The sequence below is a fragment of the Bacteroides sp. L008 genome (assembly GCF_040812255.1).
In the GTDB taxonomy this organism is placed as follows: Bacteria; Bacteroidota; Bacteroidia; order Bacteroidales; family Bacteroidaceae; genus Bacteroides; species Bacteroides vicugnae.
Genome location: NZ_JBFNXO010000002.1, coordinates 886,581 through 909,632, shown reverse-complemented (window position 1 = coordinate 909,632; position 23,052 = coordinate 886,581). Strand labels below are relative to the sequence as shown.

The 23,052-nt window shown below is 43.1% G+C and carries 9 protein-coding genes and 2 pseudogenes; 2 read left to right on the top strand and 9 right to left on the bottom strand.

The window, feature by feature from the left end; all coding sequences use genetic code 11:
- Positions 1 to 24: 24 nt before the first annotated feature.
- From AB3G73_RS22495 to AB3G73_RS22475, 5 genes and pseudogenes are all read right to left on the bottom strand, one after another.
- A complete protein-coding gene (locus tag AB3G73_RS22495) occupies positions 25 to 825 on the bottom strand; it encodes an alpha/beta hydrolase (RefSeq protein WP_367745647.1) in 801 nt (266 codons plus the stop codon).
- Between the two features lie 114 nt (positions 826 to 939).
- Positions 940 to 5,232, bottom strand: coding sequence for a two-component regulator propeller domain-containing protein (locus tag AB3G73_RS22490; protein ID WP_367745646.1), 4,293 nt, complete (start codon positions 5,230 to 5,232; stop codon positions 940 to 942).
- Between the two features lie 90 nt (positions 5,233 to 5,322).
- Positions 5,323 to 5,637 carry an L-rhamnose mutarotase gene (gene rhaM, locus AB3G73_RS22485; protein WP_004301580.1) on the bottom strand — a complete coding sequence of 105 codons (315 nt, stop codon included), beginning with the start codon at positions 5,635 to 5,637 and terminating at the stop codon, positions 5,323 to 5,325.
- An 18-nt stretch (positions 5,638 to 5,655) separates the two neighbouring features.
- Positions 5,656 to 7,002 (bottom strand): annotated as a pseudogene (locus AB3G73_RS22480) (glycoside hydrolase family 105 protein); the annotation flags it as partial.
- Positions 7,000 to 8,838: pseudogene (locus AB3G73_RS22475) on the bottom strand (rhamnogalacturonan lyase); the annotation flags it as partial. The pseudogenes AB3G73_RS22475 and AB3G73_RS22480, both read right to left, overlap by 3 nt.
- Positions 8,839 to 9,081: 243 nt before the next feature.
- Here AB3G73_RS22475 and AB3G73_RS22470 point away from each other — a divergent pair.
- Both AB3G73_RS22470 and AB3G73_RS22465 read left to right on the top strand, forming a co-directional pair.
- Positions 9,082 to 10,224 carry a glycoside hydrolase family 88 protein gene (locus AB3G73_RS22470; RefSeq protein ID WP_367745645.1) on the top strand — a complete coding sequence of 381 codons (1,143 nt, stop codon included), beginning with the start codon at positions 9,082 to 9,084 and terminating at the stop codon, positions 10,222 to 10,224.
- Between the two features lie 130 nt (positions 10,225 to 10,354).
- The gene (locus tag AB3G73_RS22465; protein WP_217721964.1) at positions 10,355 to 11,989 is read left to right on the top strand and encodes a rhamnogalacturonan acetylesterase; all 1,635 of its coding nucleotides are present in this window, start codon (positions 10,355 to 10,357) and stop codon (positions 11,987 to 11,989) included.
- Between the two features lie 616 nt (positions 11,990 to 12,605).
- On the opposite strand, the gene AB3G73_RS22460 is transcribed toward AB3G73_RS22465, so the two are convergent.
- The 4 genes from AB3G73_RS22460 to AB3G73_RS22445 all read right to left on the bottom strand — a co-directional run bounded on the left by AB3G73_RS22460 (position 12,606) and on the right by AB3G73_RS22445 (position 23,050).
- The gene (locus tag AB3G73_RS22460; protein ID WP_367745644.1) at positions 12,606 to 15,956 is read right to left on the bottom strand and encodes a DUF6250 domain-containing protein; all 3,351 of its coding nucleotides are present in this window, start codon (positions 15,954 to 15,956) and stop codon (positions 12,606 to 12,608) included.
- 167 nt (positions 15,957 to 16,123) lie between these two features.
- Positions 16,124 to 18,214, bottom strand: a complete 2,091-nt coding sequence (locus tag AB3G73_RS22455) for a hypothetical protein (RefSeq protein WP_148364274.1) — start codon at positions 18,212 to 18,214, stop codon at positions 16,124 to 16,126.
- 29 nt (positions 18,215 to 18,243) lie between these two features.
- Positions 18,244 to 19,956, bottom strand: a complete 1,713-nt coding sequence (locus tag AB3G73_RS22450) for a RagB/SusD family nutrient uptake outer membrane protein (protein WP_148364273.1) — start codon at positions 19,954 to 19,956, stop codon at positions 18,244 to 18,246.
- A 22-nt stretch (positions 19,957 to 19,978) separates the two neighbouring features.
- Positions 19,979 to 23,050, bottom strand: a complete 3,072-nt coding sequence (locus AB3G73_RS22445) for a SusC/RagA family TonB-linked outer membrane protein (RefSeq protein ID WP_148364272.1) — start codon at positions 23,048 to 23,050, stop codon at positions 19,979 to 19,981.
- Positions 23,051 to 23,052: the final 2 nt, after the last annotated feature.

The following is a 23,052-nucleotide window of genomic DNA, read 5'->3' as shown; positions in this document are numbered from 1 at the left end:
TTAGCACTGCTTTAATAGCCTCCCCTAAAAAGTCATTAGCCAAGCTTTCAGCTCCATCAACATTTCATTGCGGAATTTAAAACTATCTTTCATTCCCCATCCGTGTCCACCACTGGGATAAATATATATGGCAGCCGGTATCTCCTTTTCTTTCAAAGCAGAATAGTAACGAATAGAATTCATAGGTACCACGCCCCTGTCGTCATCGGATAAAGCTATAAACGCTCTTGGTGTAAGAGAATCCACCTGATACTCATTACTAAATTCCTTTTTCAATTCCTCCGTTGCTTTTTCACCTAGAAACTGTCTGCACGATCCACCATGCCCGTATTTAGATTCCATCGAAATTACCGGATAAAAAAGAATCTGAAAAGCAGGACGAAGTTCTTCGGAAGCATGCGTAGCCACTGTAGAGGCCAAATGCCCACCTGCCGAAAATCCCATGATGCCAATGCAATCAGGATTAATATTCCATTCAGAAGCATGTTCTTTCGCATAACGAATAGCTTCGTATGCATCCGACATGGGAACTTCCCGATTACCATTAGGCATACGGTACTTCAAGACAATAGCAGCTATTCCCTGTTCATTGAAAAACGGTGCCCAGTCATACCCCTCGTGAGCCATTGCCAAATGCCCATATCCACCTCCCGGACATATAAAAACAGCTCTCGCCGGCTGTTGAGAAGCTTTCGGCAAATATACCCGGATACTAGGTTTGAAATTATTCTTTTTATCATCATATCCCTGGGCTTCCATCCCATTCGTATTGGGTAAGCCGTTTTGCCACAAATCTATATCAATAGGCGAATCCTGTTTTTTCATAACTTTGTCTTGTGCATTCATAGAAGTACAAACAGTTGTAAAGCAACCGCTTAAAAGTAATATTTTACAAAAAGAAATTAGTCTCATACTATGCTGTTTTAATTAATCTTATTCTTATGAATCCTGCGGAGAATCATTATCATTACTCACACCACGTTGATAAACGGACGGTGCTACTCCGAATTGAGCTTTGAAGCATTTACTGAAATAGAAAGGATCGCTGATACCCACCTTATAGGAGACTTCTGCAACCGTCAGATTATCTTCCGACAGTAACAACTCGGCTGCTTTCTTCATGCGCACAACACGTAAATATTCATTAGGCGAATATCCCGTTACTCCACGTAGTTTCCGATAAAATACCGTTCGTCCCAACTTCATCATCTGTGCAAACTCATCAATAGAGAATTCAGGCCGGGCGAGGTTCTGTTCAAGGATGGCAGCCAACCGATCTGCAAATTCTTTATCCCGGTCAGTGGTACACATGGCCGGACGCACAATACCCGGTTCACTGGAGAACTTCTCACGCAATTTATCGCGCTGCTCGATCAGGCGGAATACACGTGCCAACAACAATTTTACACTAAACGGTTTGGCTATGTAAGCATCCGCTCCGGCTTCTATACCTTCCAGATGTTTCTCCGGCGAACTCAAAGCAGTCAGCAGAATGATAGGAATATGGCTCGTATCAAAATCCGATTTCAGCTTCTTAGTAACCTCAAATCCCGTCATTCCCGGCATCAGGACATCGCAGATAATCAAATCTGCATCATACGTACGTGCCTTTTCAAATCCGGACGTACCGTCGGCTGCAACTTCCACTTCGAAATAGGCTCCGATTTCCTCTTTCAAGAATTCACGAATATCATTGTCATCTTCAATAATCAAGACTTTCCGTTTATTCAGAGGAACAGCCAGTTTTTCCGAGTCAGGAAGTTCTTCAGAGAGCTGCAACAAATGATGCGCATGTCCATCCGCCTCTTTCAGCAGTACATTGCCCGGGACAAGGAAGTCTTTCTCCGAATACACCGTCTTATCCGTCGGAATGCATACGGTAAATACTGAACCACCGCCTTCATTATCCTTATACTCAATCGTTCCTTTATGTACCTGAACTAGTTCATGGCTCAAATGCAACCCTACACCGATACTGTCACCGGAGAAGTTGCTCTGCATAAATCGCTTGAACAATTCGTTCTGCTTCTCTTTAGGAATGCCGACTCCCGTATCCGAAACCTGAATCTGCAAGGTTTGCTTCCCTTCGTCCACATTCACCGAGAGAATAATTGTTCCGTTCGAAGGAGTATATTTAAAGGCATTTGAAAGCAGGTTATAAGTCACCTTATCCAAATTTCCTTTATCAATAAACATTTTATAGGACGGCACCGAAGGCAGGAAACGGAAATTCATATTCTTTTGTTCCGCTACATCTCCGAAGCTCAAAAATATTTCATAAAGGAAAGAGATGACATCCGTTTCCTCTAAAGAGAGTGCCAGCTTATTATTCTGCATCTTTCTAAATTCCAGCAACTGATTGATAAGCCTCAACATACGCTGCGTGCTCTTATCCATTGTTTTCAGCGGATATACCAATTCACGCGGGATATCAGTCACCCGTTGAATCTTCTCCAATGCTCCCTGAATCAAGGTAAGCGGAGTACGGAATTCATGAGAGATATTGGTAAAAAACACCAGTTTATATTCTGTCAACTGCTTTTCTACATTGATGCGGTTACGCAAGCCGTTAAAGTTACGAACGATACGGAAAGCAAAGTACAAGGCTATGATTAATAACAGCACATAACCCAGCATTGCCCAAGTCGTTTTCCAGAATGGAGGGACAATTACAATTTTCAGTGTAGTCTCGCTATCATTCCAAACACCTGATCCATTGCTCGACTTGACGTGAAGTATATAAGTTCCCGGATTAAGATACTTAAACGAAGCAAAATTCAGAGGAGAAGGAGCACTCCATCCCTGATCGTAATTTTCCAGCCAATACATATATTTGGTATGACCGCTATCCGAATAATCAAAAGTAGAGAAATCTATCAGGAATGAGTTCTGAAAAAACTTCAGGGTTATTTCGTCCGAATAAGCCAACGATTGCTTTAACGGAGAGTCCTCCATCTGCGGATTCATCTGCGTTCCATTGACATATAAATCCGTGAAAACAACCGGGGAGAAAGTTTCGTTATCCTGTATCTTTTCAGGATCGATCACTATTAATCCGTAGTTTGTGCCAAAAAGCAGTTTTCCATCTTCGCGCATACAGGCGCTATTCTCACTATACACATTTCCCAGTGTATAGGAAGAAAAGAAATAGTTTTCAAAAGAATGGGTAGCCGGATTAAATTTGGAAATACCATATTCGGTGGCAACCCAGAGATTCCCCTTTTTATCTCCCAGAATGGACTGGATTACATCGTTAACCAATCCTTCGGAAGTTCCGTAATGTTCATATTTCAAAGAACAATAGTTATCCTGCGGCTCACAAAGATTCAGTCCCGAACCGGACGTACCAATCCACATCCGCCCTTCCGTATCCCGGTAGATACACTTGATTTCATTACTGCAAAACTTTCCGTTTGTATAACTGAAAAGATGATAATTATCGGCATCTGCAATCAATGAATCCGGATGAAAAACACAAATACCCTCACTGGTTCCTACCCACACCATCCCATTTGCATCTTCTTCTATCACACGCACCATCCTCATCCCGAATGTTTGCTGGAAGAAATGACGGAATTTATATTTACCGTCGGGAGTAGGTTCAGCCAATTCCAGCCCACCGCCAAATGTTCCTATCCACATGCGGTCTTTACGGTCGCGATAAATGGCAAAAACGTTATTATCGGATAAGGCTGTCAAATCAGAAGGATTATTATAATACCAGGTATCCCCCACTTTGAGACCATTTCCACGAGTTCCCATCCACATTCGTCCCTGCTTGTCTTCGGTGAGAGCATAGATATTAGAATGGAAATATTGATTGGTCATTTTTGAATGAAGGCTCGAATCAAAAGTGTATAATCCCCCCTTACGCGTACCTACACAGATATCTCCATTAGACATTCTAGTAAGCATACGGATGGTGTTCGACCGGTCGAACAAATCACGGGATTCGGGATAGATGCGGGAGGTTCCTTCATTCAATACGGAAATACGGGACAAGCCTGAATATTCCGAAGCTACCCAGATGCCACCAGCACGATCTTCCATCACATATTGCAGGAAATCCGAACTGATATGACTCTGGTCATTAATGTTCGCCACAAAATGCTCCAGTTTATCTTCGGCAGTATTATAAGCGAAAAGCCCATTTCCATAGGTCGAAATCCAAATAATTCCCCGCGAATCATGGACGATATGATAACGTTCAAAGTCGATATAACTTATCTTATCCTGGGGAATCAACTGGAAGTCCTTACTCTCTCCGGTTTCGGCAAGCACATATGTAAGTCGTCCCGTATGATTGTATATCCAATAATCTCCACGATTATCACGTATCAATTCTCCCTTTTTAATATTCAAGCGAGGATCTGCGGCCATCTCTCCGGTAGCAAATTGATAAGTATATACTCCGGTAGTAGTCAGGATCACCCACTTATCTTTCAACAGGAAATTTCCGGTTGGCGATGTCGCCCCTGCCACAGTGGCAAGAGAAGCCAACTTTTGCATCTTTTGAGTAGCCTCCTGATAATAATAGATATCTCCATCTGCTGTAAGGAAATACATATCGTTCTTATAGGCTAGCGAAGAAGTGAAGTGGATTAATCGGTCTTCTATCCGATATTGTCCGTTGGAGACAGAAACCAGACCGCATTGAGTGCCGATCCAAATACGCCCACTGGTGTCCTCATTCACGAATTTCACCCGGTTATCCGGCAGGTTTCCACGTTCGGTCCTGAATACGGTAGATGTCATCTCACCATTTTTCTGATGTACCATCTTCCGGCAGCCGTTTCCCGAATGGGAAAGCCAGACATCTCCGTTAGCAGCTACAAATACCCCTGAATAATTCTGTCTTAGTTCGCCACAACCGGTATAGTCAACAAAACGGGCACGTTGCAAATCATAGCAACTATATAATTCAGGTGTAGTGGAAATCCACAAAAAACCATCTTTATCTTCTGTCAGATCGTAGATACGGTTGTCTGCCAAAGACACCTTGTCACCGATTTCCGGACGGAAAGTAAGAAAAGAGTTGCCGTCATAACGACTTAATCCGTTCAAAGTAGCCAGCCACAAAAAACCTTTGCTATCCTGATAAATGTATCGAATAGAGTTATTGGGAAGACCGTCACTCGTTCTCATTTGTGTAGAACGAAGCTCTATCGCACCATAGGCATTCAACACAAAACTAACAAGAAAGGTAAAGATTAAAAGGTGTCTTTGCATCATATAGATTCCAAGATTAATAATTAATGTTGGACAAAAATAATCAAGATAGTTGAGATAATAAAAGAAACAACGAACCTAATTACTAAAAAATCAATCCATGTGAAATACTTCCGGCAAAGGAATGGACACCGGCGAGTTGTCCGGATTCACTTCCATGATATCCGCCATATAGTCCCACCATTTCTGCACAATCTCCGTATTACCCAAGTCCTGCGAACCGGCCTCACCTTCCGTTTTCTGGAAAGCAAACAGGATATTGGTCTCCTTATCCCAATAAATCGAATAGTCCGACACTCCGTTCTTGGAAAGCAATGCTTTCAATTCGGGCCAGATGGCAGCGTGTCTTTTCTCATATTCAGCTTCACATCCGGGTTTTAAATACATTTTAAAAGCTTCTCGTTTCATGGTTCTATCTATTTAAAGTTAATCTTTCTTTTCTTCTGTATCGATGGCAAAAATAGGTGCAGTCGTCTTCTGTTTCACCTGATAATACTGAACGGCGCTGTCATTCATCTGCGGGTACTGATTCTTCAATAGAGAAATCATTTCCGCACCTGCCCAAAGCACCGGTCCGTATCCATGTGCCGCATATACATTGACCGGACGATAGTAATAAAAAGCAGGATCGAAAGCCATCCCCGTACCCACACAAGTGCCTTCCACCTGACCTTCCGCATTGATCTTACCGGCCACGGCATGCCATCCCAAATGAGCGACAGGTCCATAAGCAATGGCATCAATCCAGCCTTTATTGATAGCATGCGCCAAACAGTATACGTAAATAGCCGTAGCAGACGTCTCCAGATAAGAATCATTCCGGTCGAGCAATTGATGCCAAAGCCCTTCTCCACTTTGCAAGGCAGTCACTCCGCGTACATGAGCCCGGAAATAATCCATCACTTTCGCGCGTTGGGGGTAATCTTCCGGTAATACATCGAGCAATTCACATGCTGTCAGCATAGCCCATCCATTGGCACGCGCCCAACAAAAGGCAGGATGATCGGTACTGCTTTCCACCCATCCATGACGATACAAACCTTTTTCAGGGATAAACATACGGTCGGCAAATTGCAGGAATTGTCTGACAGCCTCCGCCAGATATATCTCTTTTTGAGCCTTGTCATAACGGCTCATCTGGGCTACTGCCGGAATCCCCATAAACATGTCGTCCAACCAAAGTGTATTATGTTGCGGACGATTGCGGGCAAAAGTACCATCTGCCAACCGATATTCTTTATTCTGAATAAAATCAAAATAGTTCTCAATTAATCCGTCTACAGGAAGCGAGCGGTCTTTCACACGGACTTTCACCATCGCTGCACACACAGCCCCGGCATCATCCAGGGCATGAGGGGTGAGGATTTGCAGCAGTTGAGGGTCTGTCGTGCCTTTCTCTTCGTACACACGCCTAAAATGAGGCGCCACTTCCGCCAGAAAGCGGAAACGGTTCTGCACATAGTCCATGTAACGTTGATCGCCCGTAGCTTCAGCAGCTGCTATCAAGGCTGAATAGGTTACTCCCCATTCGTAACTTGCCAGACGGAAAGCACCACGTTCCAGTTGCGCTTCCTCTCCCATCGTGGTGTAGTCGGTTATCAGTTTACCAGTGTTCTTATCTACCACACGTGCCGGAGTCTCCTTATCAATATAAGCAAATACACGGTCTATATCTTTCTTGACCTGCCCGGGTGTCAGGTCACCATAAGTACCCTGATAGGCAGGTTGCAGCAAATGTAAAGGAGTATTTGAATCATTCACTACCGTTTTCTTCCCAGGTATTTCACATCCTCTGAATACGGTTCCCTGAAGTTCCGGTCCGAAATAGAATCCGGGCTGTGTAGGCTGATTATAAGCAACATTCTGGGTAGCGATACTTATACGATAAATCGGATCTTCGAGGAAAGTATGAAAACGATAGTCGGTAGGAATAGTGGAGACGTAAAGCCGCAAAGCTGTATTATCAGTTGTACGCATCAGTACTTCTTCGCGCCAGTCACCTACGATATCTCCCTGAAGGCAAGGATTCGCTTTGGTTCCATTATTAGAAAGAGTCCCCTCAAAAATAGCTATGCGCTCACAGATTCCTTTTTCCCAATTGTATTTGCTGATCCTATTTCGATCCAGCAATTCACGCAACAAATCTCCATCCCACCAGACAGCCATATTACAGGACAAACCTCTCACCCGGTCTTTTACTACTTCTCCTTTCACATTCCTTATTCCTCCGGAAGCAACAGACCACATTTCAACGCCCGGTTGAGTCGGGTCAATATCGGCTGCCATACAACGCCCCACATCCGTACTGTCTTTAATCTGAAATAAAATTTCTCCGGTAGCTGCATCCCGATAGGTAGAACCGTCACGTTTATTTTCATGGCAATCCCATACTTGCAGCCCTTTACGAGAAGGGTCGAAATGAGTCAGGTGAATGGCATCGCCGTGTCCCATTTTCGTGGTGTAGAGTCCTTTGCCGTTATGGTCTATGGCGCATGAACCGTAGATGATCTCATCGCATCCGTCACCGTCCACGTCACCTACCCGCAGGTTATGATTTCCCTGTCCGGCATAATCTTCACAACCGGGATTATTACTGTCGAATACCCAACGTTGTTTCAGCTCCTTTCCATCCCAGTCAAAAGCAGCCAAAACAGTACGTGTATAATATCCACGACACATCACTACGCTTGGGTGTATGCCGTCGAGATAGGCAACGCAGGCCAGAAAACGGTCGCTGCGATTACCACGACTGTCTCCCCAATCCATCAGGTTTCCTCTTTCGGGCACATAATCAATTGTTTGCATCGCTTCTCCTGTCAATCCGTTGAATACTGTCAGATATTCCGGTCCGGTCAGAATACGCCCCTGCTCACTTCGATAGTCAGCCTGCGCATCCCCAATCACTTTTCCTGTTCCATCCACCGTTCCGTCCGCGGTCTTCATCACCACTTCCGCATGACCGTCACCATCCAGATCATAAACCATAAATTGAGTATAATGCGCACCTGCACGTACATTCTTTCCCAGATTAATACGCCATAGCTGCTGACCGTTCAATTTATAACAATCAACATATACTTCTCCCGTATAACCGTCGTGTGAATTATCATGTGCATTACTCGGATCCCATTTCAGAATAATCTCATATTCACCATCACCGTCCACGTCACCGATACTGGCATCATTCGGAGTATAAAAATAGTTTTGTCCTAACGGAGTCGTACCATCTTCGGGGCGGTTCAACGGAATATTCAGATAACCCGACGGGGCATTTGCCGGTAATTGATAGCTGCTTTCCGTTTTCCCTTCCCTTGCTTTCACGGTATAAAGTACAGATTCTGTTCCTGTATAAGCATCCTGAAAGAAAGTGGCATCCTTCAACGGATGGTTATTTATCTTTTCACCATTCCTATAAATATCAAAAGATTCATTCATCGGGTCGGAAGACAAATAACGCCAGGAAACAGCTACAGTAGACGGATTCTCCCGGATAGCAATTACACCACGTCCCAGACGTTCGCGTTTCAACTTCGAAAAGTCATAGTTTGGCTGGGCTATCGAGGAGATAGCTATCAGGCAGAAACTAAAATAAAGAGTTATGCACTTCATAGTTTTATCGATTATCAAATTACAACACAAAAGTAAAGGACGCAGTCCATTCATGAAATAGAATATTGTACAGATATATGTAGAAATCATCATTAGGTATGCATTTTACGCTATTTCCTGCTGCCTTGTGAACGAATTTAAAGACATTTGCACGAAAATCCATTGAAAAAGAAAGGAACGTCTCTTACCTTTGCAATAGAAATTATTATAAACAGCAAATTAATAAAACAGAACTATTGTACCATGAAGAAACCACTATCCTTACTCTTTACAGGATTGCTTCTTTCTTGTCTGATACCAGTCCATACGGTCACAGCACAAGAGCTCCCGGCACAAAAAGAGACTTTAGAGAATATCATAAAGGTGAATGACTACTTTATGAAGAAGTATGCCGATTACACTACTCCCAGTTTTTATGGTCGTGTACGTCCCAGCAATATCTGGACGCGTGGTGTATACTATGAAGGATTGATGGCTCTCTATTCTATTTATCCGCGCGAGGATTATTATAAGTATACTTACGACTGGGCAGATTTCCACAAATGGGGAATGCGCAACGGCAATACTACCCGTAATGCGGACGATCATTGTTGCGGACAGGCATACATTGATATCTATAAAATCTGTCCGTCAGACCCGAATATGATCCGGAATATCAAAGCGAGCATCGATATGGTGGTGAATACGCCGCAGGTGAACGACTGGTGGTGGATTGATGCCGTACAAATGGCAATGCCTATCTTCGCTAAATTCGGAAAAATGACCGGAGAACAGAAATACTACGATAAGATGTGGGATATGTACTACTACACACGCAGCCAACACGATGAAACGGGTATGTTCAACCCTAAAGACGGTCTGTGGTGGCGTGATCAGGATTTTAATCCTCCATATAAAGAGCCGAATGGCGAAGATTGCTATTGGAGTCGTGGAAACGGATGGGTATATGCTGCTTTGGTACGTGTGTTGGATGAAATTCCTTCTGACGAGAAACATCGTCAGGACTATATCAATGATTTCCTGACCATGAGCAAGGCTTTGAAAAAATGTCAGCGTGAAGATGGTTTCTGGAATGTCAGTCTTCACGACCCGACGAACTTCGGAGGAAAAGAGACTTCCGGTACGGCCTTATTTGTTTATGGTATGGCTTGGGGAGTCCGCAACGGATTGCTCGACCGTAAAGAGTATCTTCCCGTCCTGTTAAAAGCATGGAACGCTATGGTGAAAGATGCCGTACACCCGAACGGATTTCTGGGATATGTGCAGGGAACAGGCAAGGAGCCTAAAGACGGACAGCCGGTTACTTACAAGAGTGTACCCGATTTTGAAGACTACGGAGTCGGTTGTTTCCTGCTTGCCGGAACAGAAGTTTATAAATTAAAATAACATACAGTTTTCGATAAGGTATAAGAGAATAATAAGGCACGGATTACACGGATTAACACGGTTGTTTTACGTAATCATAGCACTAAAACCGTGAAATCCGTGTAATCCGTGCCTAAAAAAGAAAACGAACATGAAAAATAAATTGTTTCAGTATACGTGCGGACTGATAATCATTGTATGCAGTTTACAACTGCAAGCGCAAAATAAAGTTTCCGCTCCCATGGCAGACGTCAATCAGGTGGTTGACAACACGCTGGACAGCTTGAATAAGGCACGCACCTCGCGGCCGGAAGCCGGTTCCAGCCGGAAAGGTAACAACCCGGTTCTGTTTCTGGTAGGTAATTCAACCATGCGTACCGGAACTTTAGGAAATGGCAACAACGGACAATGGGGATGGGGCTATTTTGCCGGCGACTATTTCGATTCCAACCGGATTACTGTTGAGAATCATGCGTTGGGAGGTACCAGCAGCCGTACTTTCTACAACCGTCTTTGGCCGGATGTAATCAAAGGGGTACGCCCCGGAGACTGGGTTATCATCGAATTGGGACACAATGACAATGGTCCTTATGACAGCGGACGTGCCCGCGCCTCTATTCCGGGAATCGGCAAAGATACGCTGAACGTAACCATCAAAGAGACCGGAGTGAAAGAAACCGTATATACATACGGGGAATATATGCGCCGTTTTATTCAGGATGTAAAAGCAAAAGGTGCTCATCCTATCCTATTCTCGCTTACTCCCCGTAATGCTTGGGAAGATAAAGACAGCACCATCATCACACGCGTCAACAAGACTTTCGGATTGTGGGCAAAGCAAGTAGCCGAAGAACAGGGGGTTCCTTTTATTGATTTGAATGATATCAGTGCCCGCAAATTCGAGAAGTTCGGTAAGAATAAGGTGAAATATATGTTCTACATCGACCGTATACACACAAGTGCTTTCGGTGCCAAAGTCAATGCGGAATCTGCTGCGGATGGAATACGTGCTTATGAAGGATTGGAATTGGCCAATTATCTGAAGCCCGTTGAGAAAGATACTGTGACAGGTTCCAGTCGTAAAGATGGACGTCCGGTATTGTTTACTATCGGAGACAGTACAGTCCGAAATGAAGATAAAGACAAAAACGGTATGTGGGGTTGGGGAAGCGTAATTGCCGATGAGTTCAATCTGGATAAAATTTCTGTAGAAAACCGTGCCATGGCAGGACGCAGTGCCCGCACTTTCCTGGACGAAGGTCGTTGGGATAAGGTTTATAATGCCTTGCAGCCGGGAGATTTTGTGCTGATTCAGTTCGGACATAATGATGCGGGAGACATTAATGTAGGCAAAGCCCGTGCCGAATTACGTGGTTCCAGTGACGAGAGCAAAGTCTTTTTGATGGAGAAAACAGGGAAATATCAGGTGATTTATACATTCGGCTGGTATCTTCGGAAATTCATTATGGACGTTCAGGAGAAAGGAGCTGTTCCCATCGTTCTAAGCCATACTCCGCGTAACAAATGGAAAGATGGAAAAATAGAACGCAACACAGAGTCTTTTGGTAAATGGACACGTGAAGCAGCCGAAGCTACCGGAGCTTACTTCATTGATCTAAATAAGATTAGTGCCGATAAACTGGAAAAGGTGGGTATCAAGAAAGCAGCTACTTACTATAACCACGACCATACGCACACTTCCCTGAAGGGAGCACACATGAATGCGAAAAGCATTGCCGAAGGACTGAAAAAGACCGATTGCCCGTTGAAAGAGTATCTGAAATAATAATGCAATAAAGACTAAGAAGAAATATCGACCATATCGAATGCTTACATATTCAATATTAAAAAAGGAATATTTAAGCATTGCAGAAAAGGAAGAATGACATAAATGAATAAGGGAGGATGAAATAATCCCTACATTTCCCAATATCTTATTTCTTCATTCTATCTTATGTGGCTAATATCTGTCAAATAATAAATGTTATACGTTCAATCCTTACGAATAGGCGTTATTTTAGCAGAACACCCCTCATTATAACATTCATCTTATCATTTCATTTTTGAGCCAATTAGATAAAAAACAACCTAAAGAAAGTACATTTGCAGCTTCCTCACCGATGAAAGATAGATTTCCCGGTGAGGAAGGTAGTGTTCCTCACCGAGGAACACCTCGTTGGTTTAAACCCAACGAACAGTTTATCTACTAGAAAAGCTACATATTCTATCGGTTATCATTCACTTTCTGGCTATATTTCCGTATATTATTGCATTCATTTATGCAGTTTTTCCTCCAGTTCACCAATCCTAAAAGGATTATTCTCCAGTCTAATCTTAAAAACAGAACGCCGGGATAGGAAAACTACTGTCTCGTCGATAAAACCATATATCAAACGTATCAATTATTCATCCCTCGGAATAACTTCCTGCATATAAATAGCGTCGAGGCTCCAAAGGGCAGCATCATTCGTGCTGATGCTTGCACATTCGTCTAATGGAGCCGGAACTTCCGGTGGAAGGATGGTCGTGATGCGGAAAGAGGGTGCAGGTGTATGTTCCAAACGGGTGAATAAGTCCGTCCAGGCTTCTTCTGCCATTTGTCTATCACGCAGATGATAAGCCGCATAAGCCATCAGGCGGGATATACGGAAACGGCTGTGACTAAGTTCCCATGCTTTCTTCTTATAACGTGCGGCATGGTCAAGCCAGGCGTCTTTCCATTCGGGTATATCAATCATACGCATCATTTCATTGGCAACCTCAAATCCGCCCATGATCGTCATTAAATGATTAGTCGATTCTAATTTCGGATCACATTCGGTTGTGATGATACCTGTTTCCGGATCAAATCCCAGAGCTTTTGGGCCGGTAAACAGGCGGTTGGGTAAGGCGGAAATACTCTTCATTCCTGCTATGATTTTGTCACGATAAGCCGTGTTACCCGTACGCTCCCACTCTGTCATCCAATTACCTGCATAGGCCAGCCAGTCGGGACCGATACGCAAACGGGCAGGTGCAGTGCAAGGATATTCACTGCGAGGTTGAGCCAGACGCATAGGGTCTAGTTCGTAGAGTTTATGGTCGGCATCTTTGACTTCGGTCATTAAGTCTCCAGAGCGTTCGTCAGTAGTGAGATAATAGTAGAAACGGTTCCAGGCGGCCTGACTGATTCGTGCTTCTTTTGCACCACACCCCCAATGACTCACATTATGACGGCTACCCAATCCGGCATTCGGACCAATGTGGTAAACGTCGACTTCACCCGTATGCCGGGTCATGGCTTCAGCCATACGCCAGATGTCGGCACGACCGGTACGGAGAAAATTATACCAAAGCCACATATTGGAAGCTAGTTCTGTATTGTCCCAGGCAAAGCCTCCGACGTCATAACGCCAGGTATGACGGACAGGATCATAAGCGTGCATCACATCACCATAATTCCAGAAGCCATACCATTTGTTCTGTTCAATAGCTTTCTGGTAGAAGTGGATGTAAGCATCCAGACGCTCTTCCACACGAATACGAAAGGAAGTACTGCGATCGGGGAGGCTCCATATTCCAAAGGCTCGGCGGTTATACAGGTATTCCGGAGTTGGCATTAATATGCTGGTGGCAGAGAGCTGTCGGGCATCATCCGCAAAAGTTTTCTTTCCTGTGTAACCTCCTTGCGGAACGAGAGTGAGCGTGGTGGTGCGGGCAATACCATAGGGAGTACTCATTCCTTCCTGCACATCTTCATAGCTGGCATTCAGACCGTGAGCCACATTATCATAGTGGCGTAAGTCCATCGGTTCTGCATCCGGACTCCACAGCCAGGCAGTAAGCGTGGCAACCGGAGTTCTTGCATCTGAAATTTCGATAGAAGACGGATAAGATTGCCAGAAGTCATGTAGGCAAAGTCCCAGTCCACCTGTTATATCACCGGCAAAAGCATAACCGTCACTACGGGTACCGGAGAAAGTCCCTATCCAGGGAGCATCACCATTGGTACGTTTACGAATGGAGAATGCGTCAGCCGTGAGTTGAGACAGGCGGTAGCCATTCCATGAAGCCCAGTCATTAAGCAATTCCCGGTTTTTCTCGTCAAAAGCTTCATAAGGAGGAATACGTTTGCCCTCCATTTGTTGCTGTTGCAGAGATGGTTCATCTTGTACCTGTGGCATGGTAAGCATACGTCGTCCCACTAATGGTTGCACCGGTTCACTCCAGACTCCTCCATCCGCACACGAAAAAGCGACGTGACGGTTGTACAGGGCTTCACGCATCGGAACATCGAAACGAATGCCCAGACTACGGATGAAATCCATCTTCTGATCGCCGTCATAGATAAAGCTATGCACCATTTTTATCTGTTCACTACCAGCATAAAAATAGAGGCGGACAACAAAAGGAAGCCACTCACGATTATTCTGACTGTTCTCATCAGAGTCATTCGCGTAGTTCCCTTCAGAGTAGTTCGTATCAATCTCCTTATTTCTGTTCCGATGCACGCCTTCCAACTTTATAAGTGCCCGTACTGAACCCAGACGTTCTACGGTTACTGATTTTATTTCTCCTATGTAACGAGTAAAAGATATTTGAGATGTATTTTCTTGAATCGGTTTGCTTTGAGTGCTACAAATAAGATGTGCTTTCTCTCCTACTTTAGTTCCTTTATATAACAGACTATCAATCAGGAAATCTCCGTATCGAGGGATAAAAACAGAAAGTACCCCTGTTTCAATTTGAATATTTTCAGGTGTTTCAGTGATAGAGATAGAAGCCTTAGGCTGTTTATTGGTCGTTTTTGCTTTCTTGGAGGCTTTTTCTAATGTCAATCTTTCCGTTCCGGCAGGAATGACTCCGGCAACTCCGCTCCATTTCACTGAGCCATCCGGCCAATAGGCTAATGGCCAGGTATCCACTGGAATATCTTGATATTCATTCACTTTTAGCCGCAACGGAGTTGCAGGAAATACATCTCCTTCATCAAAAGGAACTCCGAAACTTACCGCTTTATCCTGTTCAGGGGTATCACCGATCCAATGCAAAGGGACGGCAGAAATCTGTTGAGGTGAACATTCATAGCGAAAATTAGTAATGCGGGTACGTGATAAGGTGGTACGAAAACCGAACCATCCTTCAGTCAGAGGTTCGGCATCGCGGAAGTCCACCAGTCGCTCGCCATCGATGTAATAACTAACCCTATTATCTTCATTGGTTATCTTGATGTGATACCAGTGATTTGCCTTTAGCAAATGGTCGGCATCCGTATATTCTTTCCATATAGCAGGACGTATTTTCGGATCTGCGATTCCTGCCTCATTACCGTCATAACGGCGGAAGCGCGTAGTGGAGTTATAATTTCCACCATATCCCATATAGTAGAGTTGCAGGGAATAACAATTCAGAAAGATTCCGTTGCGCCACTTTTCACGTTTCCAGATATTATCAGGACAGGTAGGATCCGAAGCCATCCAGAAACAATTCAAATCACTCAATCGGTCTCCTTCTTTTTCTACAACTACACACGCGTCATATTCAATCGTCACCCGTCCATTCATCTTTTCTTTTCTCCAGAGAGTTAGCCCTTTGGGAGAAACGATTTCAGCTGTATCACCGATAAATGTCACTTTATAATCAGGAGACTCCGATTCGACCTTCCAATATTTATGAAACTGGCGGGCGTTGAGGCCGGAGACTTGATTGTCTTGTGCATTCATGTTCATTCCCAAAGTGATGAAAAGGAACAAAAGAGGAAATATGTTCTTCATACGTCAATAAGCTATGTCACACTGCAAAAATAAGGAGAGCCGATTAATAAAGAAATGGAATATCATCCATTTATATGGCGATTTGTGCAAATATGAAAAAAAGAACAACCCGACAAAATGGTCGGATTGTTCTTTTTTACAAACTAATCTTTCAAATAAAGTTCTTCTTATTCTGCATTCTTCATCGTTTCTGCACCGACGTAGTAACCTAAATTAGTCCCCTGGTTATATCCCATATTCTGCATAGCTTGAGACATATCATAAGTGTGGTCTGTCATCAAATGAGGTAAACGATGAGTCGTAGGATGGTTAGTCGAGAATATATAAATAGACTTACCATCACTCGAACCTAAAATGACCTCTTCACGATAATCACCGAGGAAATCGCCATAGTAACAAGGATTATATTTCGTACTGTGATTTCCGTCGTTAGCACCATAAATACCGAAATACACCAAACGATTTTTATTTGTCTTGTTTACATCCGGATTGTTCTTGTAACTAACAACACAAGCACGGTCATACATTTCTCTAGTCGGCTGGCCACTCCAATAAATAGCAGCATTATACATCACACCACTACCAATTCCTTTCGGATAATCAGTAGCAACCACTCCACCACTACTACAACTGTACATACCCGACTGCAAAGACGAATAATATTCAAATCCCGGACTATCCGGATCTACATCTGCTACAATACAACGTCCCACATCACCATTTTTACCTGCTCCATGTCCGGTAATCAGGTTTCCATTTCGCGCATCAATCACCTGACAACCGTATCCAAGCCCTTGTGTACTGTAAGTTTCCTCTTCCTCAAAACAAGCAACAATTTGTAATCCTGCACGGTCTTGAATGAATTTACCCACATACAAACAGTCGCCATGACCATTTCCCGTACACCATAGTTCTACTCCATTATCGTCAATAGCTGCTGATCCATATAATATTTCATCCTTTCCGTCACCATCCAAATCAGCCACACGGAAACAATGTGAACACATCGCTTTCCATTTATCATCATGGTCGGCTGTATCAAATTTCCAACGATTCACCAGTTCGCCTCCTTTCAAGTCGAATGCCCACACCTGCCAATTCGCGTAAATACCCCTACTGATAATCAGACTGGGATTGGCTGTTCTTACACCAGTTGTTTCGTCTGGTATACCGTCCAGATAAGCCACACCAATAAAGAAGCGGTCCATACGGTTTCCATAATCATCCCCCCAATAGCTATTCCAATATTGAGCACGAGAGGTTTTAGATTCATCTTCTTTGCCACGAGGTATATTAGTAACACGCGTGATTTCGCAACCGTCATATCCACGGCAAATAGAAATATATTCAGGGCCTTCCAATATCAATCCACAAGTTGTATACAGGCTTGCTCCCGAATACCAACCCACACCATTCGTGTCACGTATACGATAATCATTCACATTTCCATTCGCATCAGTAATTTGTTTACCATTACCGAACTTCGTTCCTTCGGACGAACGGAATGCGATTTCACACAAGCCATCTCCGTCAAAATCATATAATATATAAGAAGTATAATGCGAACCGGAACGAATATTTATACCTAAGTCTATTTGCCATAATAACGTACCGTTCATCTTATACGCTTCAAGCAAAGTGGTACCATTGCGCCATCCACCTTGATTAGCTCCGTCATACGGTTCTCTTTTCACAACAATTTCCAATTCACCGTCACCATCCAGATCGCCTACCTGAATATCATCCGGAGAGTATGTTAATGATAAATCCGGCACATTCGTATTTAGGACAATTTCATGATAGAATTTGGTTGCCATTTGAGAGGTAAAGGTATAGTCACAAAGCGTTTCTGTCTGACCGGCCAGTGTCACTCGATAATAACTATTCTTATCCGGATCAATATCTGCATCCGTCCAACAAGTAGTATTTGTAATCGCTTCCTCATTCAGCTTTACTTCTATACCACCATTTTCCGATTTATAAATATCAAAAGCCGTATTCGCCGGATCAGTCAACAGTAATCTCCAACTTATTAATGCAGACGAAATACCTGTTGCATTGTTTACATCAGAACTTGACATAGGATCATAACTAACCCACATTGCGCGACTACCTGTGATTACCTCCGTCGGCAAGTCTGGCAAGACTTCCTCCGGTTGGTTTGAATTATTACTGTCGTCGACTATAGGATCACTTTCTGAGCAAGCACCTGACATCAGCAAGCTCAACAATCCCATTGTATATAATATCTTCTTCATATTCAGTACCTTTTTTGTTTAATAATCATTTACCATCCCGGATTTTGCACTAAGTTAGGATTCTTCCCTCTTTCACTCTGCGGAATCGGGAATAAATACATCTTGTCATCCCACTGCCGACTCACCGTATTACGAGTATATTTAAATGAACCATCTGAATTTTTAGTGATTTTCATTTCATCAATACTCTTGAAATAAGTATCTGCTTCTTTCCAACGGCGTACATCCCAAAAACGATGTCCTTCAAAAGCAAGCTCTACCATACGTTCATTTTTATACTTCTTCCACCAATTTGCATTAGTCATACCGGTAGGAAATTCCGGCATTTTAACCCGAATACGAGTCTTATTCACCATATCATTGGCAGAAACTCCAAATTCAGGATCTTTTGTATAAGGATTATCGAAATACTTGAACAATGCTTCCGCATAGTTCAAATAAAACTCACCCAAACGGAACGTAATCCATGTATGATAAGATGTAGAAGCACTTGCAGAAGTTGTATTTACCGCAGCCTGACAATACTTTTTCAAATAGTAACTGGTAGGAGTACCTCCACTTAAAGGTTCACCATTTGCTCCACTCGTATAGGTTTCCAAAGCTGTTTCATTCCAGTTCGGCCACTTTGTATCGCCATTTTTAGCTATTGTTTTTTCAAATCTCGGGTCACGTCCTTCATAATAAGGTTGATTCTTATCATAACCAGTAGTTTCATCCGGTCTCAAACCGGTTGCCTGAAATTCGTATGCATCTACTAACGTTTGTGTAGGACAGTTTCCTCCCTTACAATTTTCCAATCCAATGGGAAAATTATATTTTTCGAATGAGTTGGTACCGGTCGAAGCGCGTTTTCCAAAAATAAGTTCATCAATAGCATCATTATAGCTTGTTGCACTCCACAGAGTTTCATATTCACTGATTAATTTCATCTTGGCTTCGTCACAAGCATCAATCAGTTCTTTGCTTGCCGTCGCAGCACGATACCATAATTCTTTATTATTGTCCGGATTAAACAATGGACTCGCTGCATAAAGGGCAGTACGCGCTTTGAGTGCCAACACAGCACGTTTGTTAGCTCTACCTGTCTCTGTTGATTCACCTGAAGGCATTAAATCTCCCAATTTGGTATAGTCAGGGATAATATCATTTTTTATTGCATCACATTCGGAAATGATGTAATCAAAAATATCTTGCGCAGGTGTACGAGTGAGTGAGTTGACCTCACTCGTTGACAATACATGATCCGTAAAAGGAACATCACCGTATTGTCGCACCAGATTGAAATAGAAATAAGCTCTCAAAAAACGAACTTCATATTGGTAATTGTTATAACGGTACATCTCCGCTTTATAATCTGATATTTGTTCATAATCAGAAAAAGTCAGTCCCGTAAACTCTTCCAAATAAAGATTACAATCGGCAATAGCCTTATAACAGGCAGTCCACATACTGCTTTGTGCATTTGTCGGACTCCAGGAACCATTGTAGAAATACTCAATCGAATTTCCTGTATAGGCATATTCCGCTTCATCCGTAGCAGAGCCTAAAACAGCCCCGCTATAGTTACCGAAGTCAGTGTCGAGTTCTTGATAAATGTTGGACACTAAACCGCCCACATCACCAAAAGTACGTTTCACATAATTCGCGTCATAATTACTGTATTCTTTATATTCCATATTGTCCGCGCAAGAGGAAAGAGCAAAGATGCCCAGAACACTATATATCAATTTATTCAGTTTCATTCTTTCGCATTGTTTTTAGTGATTAAAAACCTATTATCACACCAACTACCACGCTCTTATTCAGCGGGTTTGTCGCACCGTAAGATTCCGGATCCGCCACATCAATGTGGTCAAAACAAAGTAAGTCTACTCCACGGACATACAACTTGGCACTACCTAATATTTTAGTACGCTCCATCAAACGTTTGGGAAATTTGTAGTAAACTTCCAGGTTACGTAATTTCAAAAATGAACGGTCAGCCAGCCAAATGGTATTAGTCTGATAATTATTAGCATTACTTTCTGAACTCAGACGCGGATATTTAGCATTCTGATTCTCCGGCGTCCAACGATTTTCATAATAGTGAGTAGAAAGAGACGAGTTGCTGATTAATGGCCAGAACACGCTTTTTGTATTCAATACGGCAGAGTAATTACCAGCGCCCTGGAACATGGCATCGAAACCAAGTCCTTTCCATTCAGCTCCCAAATGGAATGAATAATAAATTTCAGGAGCAGTAGTGCTATATCCAATAGCTGTCTGGTCGTTGGAATCAATGATGCCATCACCATTTACATCTTTATATTTAATATCGCCTGGTACTACCGTACTGAAATTCTGTGTAAGACTATTTGCTATATCCTCTTTATCTTTGAAAAAGCCCTCTGCTATCATTCCATAAACTTGTCCCAACCGATGACCGGTTTGCACCAAATTGTTATATAGACGTGGTTCTTCTAACTGTTCTTTAATCTCATTCCGATTCCAGGCAAAATTACCTCCGATGTTAAAAACTAAATTACCTATCCGTTTGGTATAGTCCAGACCAATCTCCGTGCCCCAACTATCTACAATACCTGCGTTCTCAAAAGGAGCATCCATACCTAATACCGTGGAATACTGCCCTTCGGAAGATACCCAAATATCTTTTCTACGTTGATAATAGCCTTCCAACGTCAAATTCAACCCTTTAAACAAGGTGGCATCAATACCTACATTATATTTATAAGCCTTTTCATGGGTAGAGTTTACAGTTGCTAAACGACTGACATACGTACTTCCGAAAGCAGAGTTGTAACCGGAATCAAAACGATACATTGTACCGGAAGTCGAATAAATCTGATCCCAATAGTCATAAACCGTATTGCTTCCATCTTTAGGAAGATAATCGGCATTGATAACACCAAATGAAGCCCGTAGTTTTAATAAGTCAATCCACGAAGTGTTCTTCAGGAAGTTCTCTTCCGAAAGCACCCAAGCTGCAGAGATGGTGGGTGAAAAAGCCCACTTATGTCCCGGTGCCAACAGGCTCGATTCAGACCCCAACAGTGCCAAATCTACATAATACCGTTTATTGAACCCGTAGTGAGTATACCATGACACATTCTGACGGTAGATGGTAGTGTTTAACCCGTAACTGTCACGATATTCATACTCCCACTTCAATTGAGAATAGAGATCATGTTTACCAAACGAGCGGTTGTAGTTAATATTACCGGAAAAGTTAAACTGGCGTGTCCAATCGTTTGTATTAGCACTGGTTGACATTTCGCTAGGCGTACCACCCGTAACAGTAGTATACATCGGACCACCGGCACTAGGGTCTGTCCAACTGGCCGTATACCCTTTATAAGAATAAGTCTTACTATGGTCTTCCCAGATAGACGAATAGTTGTCATAGGCCAAACGCAAATCAACTCCTAATCCTTTTACGAAACCGGATAAGTCTTGTGATAAAGTCAAATCAGCAAACAAACTACGTGTATGTCCCTTACTATAGGCCGCGCCTTGTGACTGTGCCACAGGGTTTAATGTGCCTGCCCAAGTGGAATTACCACCCCAAGTTCCATCTTCTGTACGTACGGGGAAAGCAGAGGGAGGCAATGAGTAAACCATATTCCACAAATCTGCCGAAGCTCCCGGACGACTTGATTCCGCCAATGTACCCAGAATATTCAACTTCAATTTAGTCGTATTCGTCAAATCGATATCCAAATTCGAACGCAAGTTGGCACGAGAATATTTATCTTGCGTAGAGTATCCATCGTTCATATTGGCATTCTTTATGAAACCTTTATCGGTTAGTAATCCAACCATCGTGTAGTAACGAAACTTATTACCTCCACCTCGGAACTCAATGGTATATTTATTTGAGATACCTGTGTTTTTGAATGTTTCATCAATCCAGTCCACATTCGGATAAAGATAAGGAAGCATGGCAGATATATTTGCACCAATACCGCTTCCTGTCACCGTTCCATTACGAAACATATTAATTTCATCCGAAGTATAACGTGCGCTCAATCCTTCATAGCCACGTGCTTCATTGATTGCTTCAGCATAGGTTGCAGCATCCGCAAACTCCGGACGACGCACTTGGAAATTCGTCACGTGGTCGTAAGTAAAGTTCACTTCTCTGGTGTTATACTTACCACGTTTCGTAGTCACCAGGACAGCACCATTAATACCTTTGTATCCATATAATGCTACCGCGGCAGCATCTTTCAATATAGATACTGATTCTACTTCTTCCGGGGTTATCAAGCTCATATCACGTTCCAAACCATCTACCAATATAAGCGGTGAACTGCTTGACAAGCTCTGCAAGCCACGTATATAAAAGGTAGGCTCCACGGTGGAGTAGTTACCTGCATTTTGCAAAGTGGTTAGTCCCAGTCCTTGTCCGAAAAGAGAATTAGAAATATCCTTTGAGGCACGCTTGTTGAATTCCTCGTTATACACAGTAGAAACCGCTGCAGTTGATTCGTGACGGGTGAATGTACGATTGGCTCCTACATCAATTGTTTCCGCTCCATAATCCATCACTATCCTCACTGGTTTTCCGTTTTTCTCCACCTTTACAGTGGTAGAACCTTTATCCGATGTCACCACCTGTAAACTCCGCCCTGCCTCGGCAGCAATCTCAAATTTACCATTCTTGTCGGTCTCTACTCTGACAGACGGTAAACCTGCTACTTGTACGGATGCTCCATACACAGGATTTCCCCATTTGTCTACAACAACACCTGTAATATTGTTGTCAGTATTCTGTGCTCCACCCGGAATGCTTAAACATGCCAACAGAGCCAGTACCAGAATCTTATATTTCTTCATAT

Excerpts from the sequence above, each read along its gene's own strand:
- AB3G73_RS22445 (WP_148364272.1), bottom strand. The coding sequence starts at position 23,050 with ATGAAGAAATATAAGATTCTGGTACTGGCTCTGTTGGCATGTTTAAGC.
- AB3G73_RS22470 (WP_367745645.1), top strand. The coding sequence starts at position 9,082 with ATGAAGAAACCACTATCCTTACTCTTTACAGGATTGCTTCTTTCTTGT.
- AB3G73_RS22455 (WP_148364274.1), bottom strand. The coding sequence starts at position 18,214 with ATGAAGAAGATATTATATACAATGGGATTGTTGAGCTTGCTGATGTCA.
- AB3G73_RS22495 (WP_367745647.1), bottom strand. The coding sequence starts at position 825 with ATGAAAAAACAGGATTCGCCTATTGATATAGATTTGTGGCAAAACGGC.
- AB3G73_RS22465 (WP_217721964.1), top strand. The coding sequence starts at position 10,355 with ATGAAAAATAAATTGTTTCAGTATACGTGCGGACTGATAATCATTGTA.
- AB3G73_RS22460 (WP_367745644.1), bottom strand. The coding sequence starts at position 15,956 with ATGAAGAACATATTTCCTCTTTTGTTCCTTTTCATCACTTTGGGAATG.
- AB3G73_RS22490 (WP_367745646.1), bottom strand. The coding sequence starts at position 5,232 with ATGATGCAAAGACACCTTTTAATCTTTACCTTTCTTGTTAGTTTTGTG.
- AB3G73_RS22450 (WP_148364273.1), bottom strand. The coding sequence starts at position 19,956 with ATGAAACTGAATAAATTGATATATAGTGTTCTGGGCATCTTTGCTCTT.
- rhaM (WP_004301580.1), bottom strand. The coding sequence starts at position 5,637 with ATGAAACGAGAAGCTTTTAAAATGTATTTAAAACCCGGATGTGAAGCT.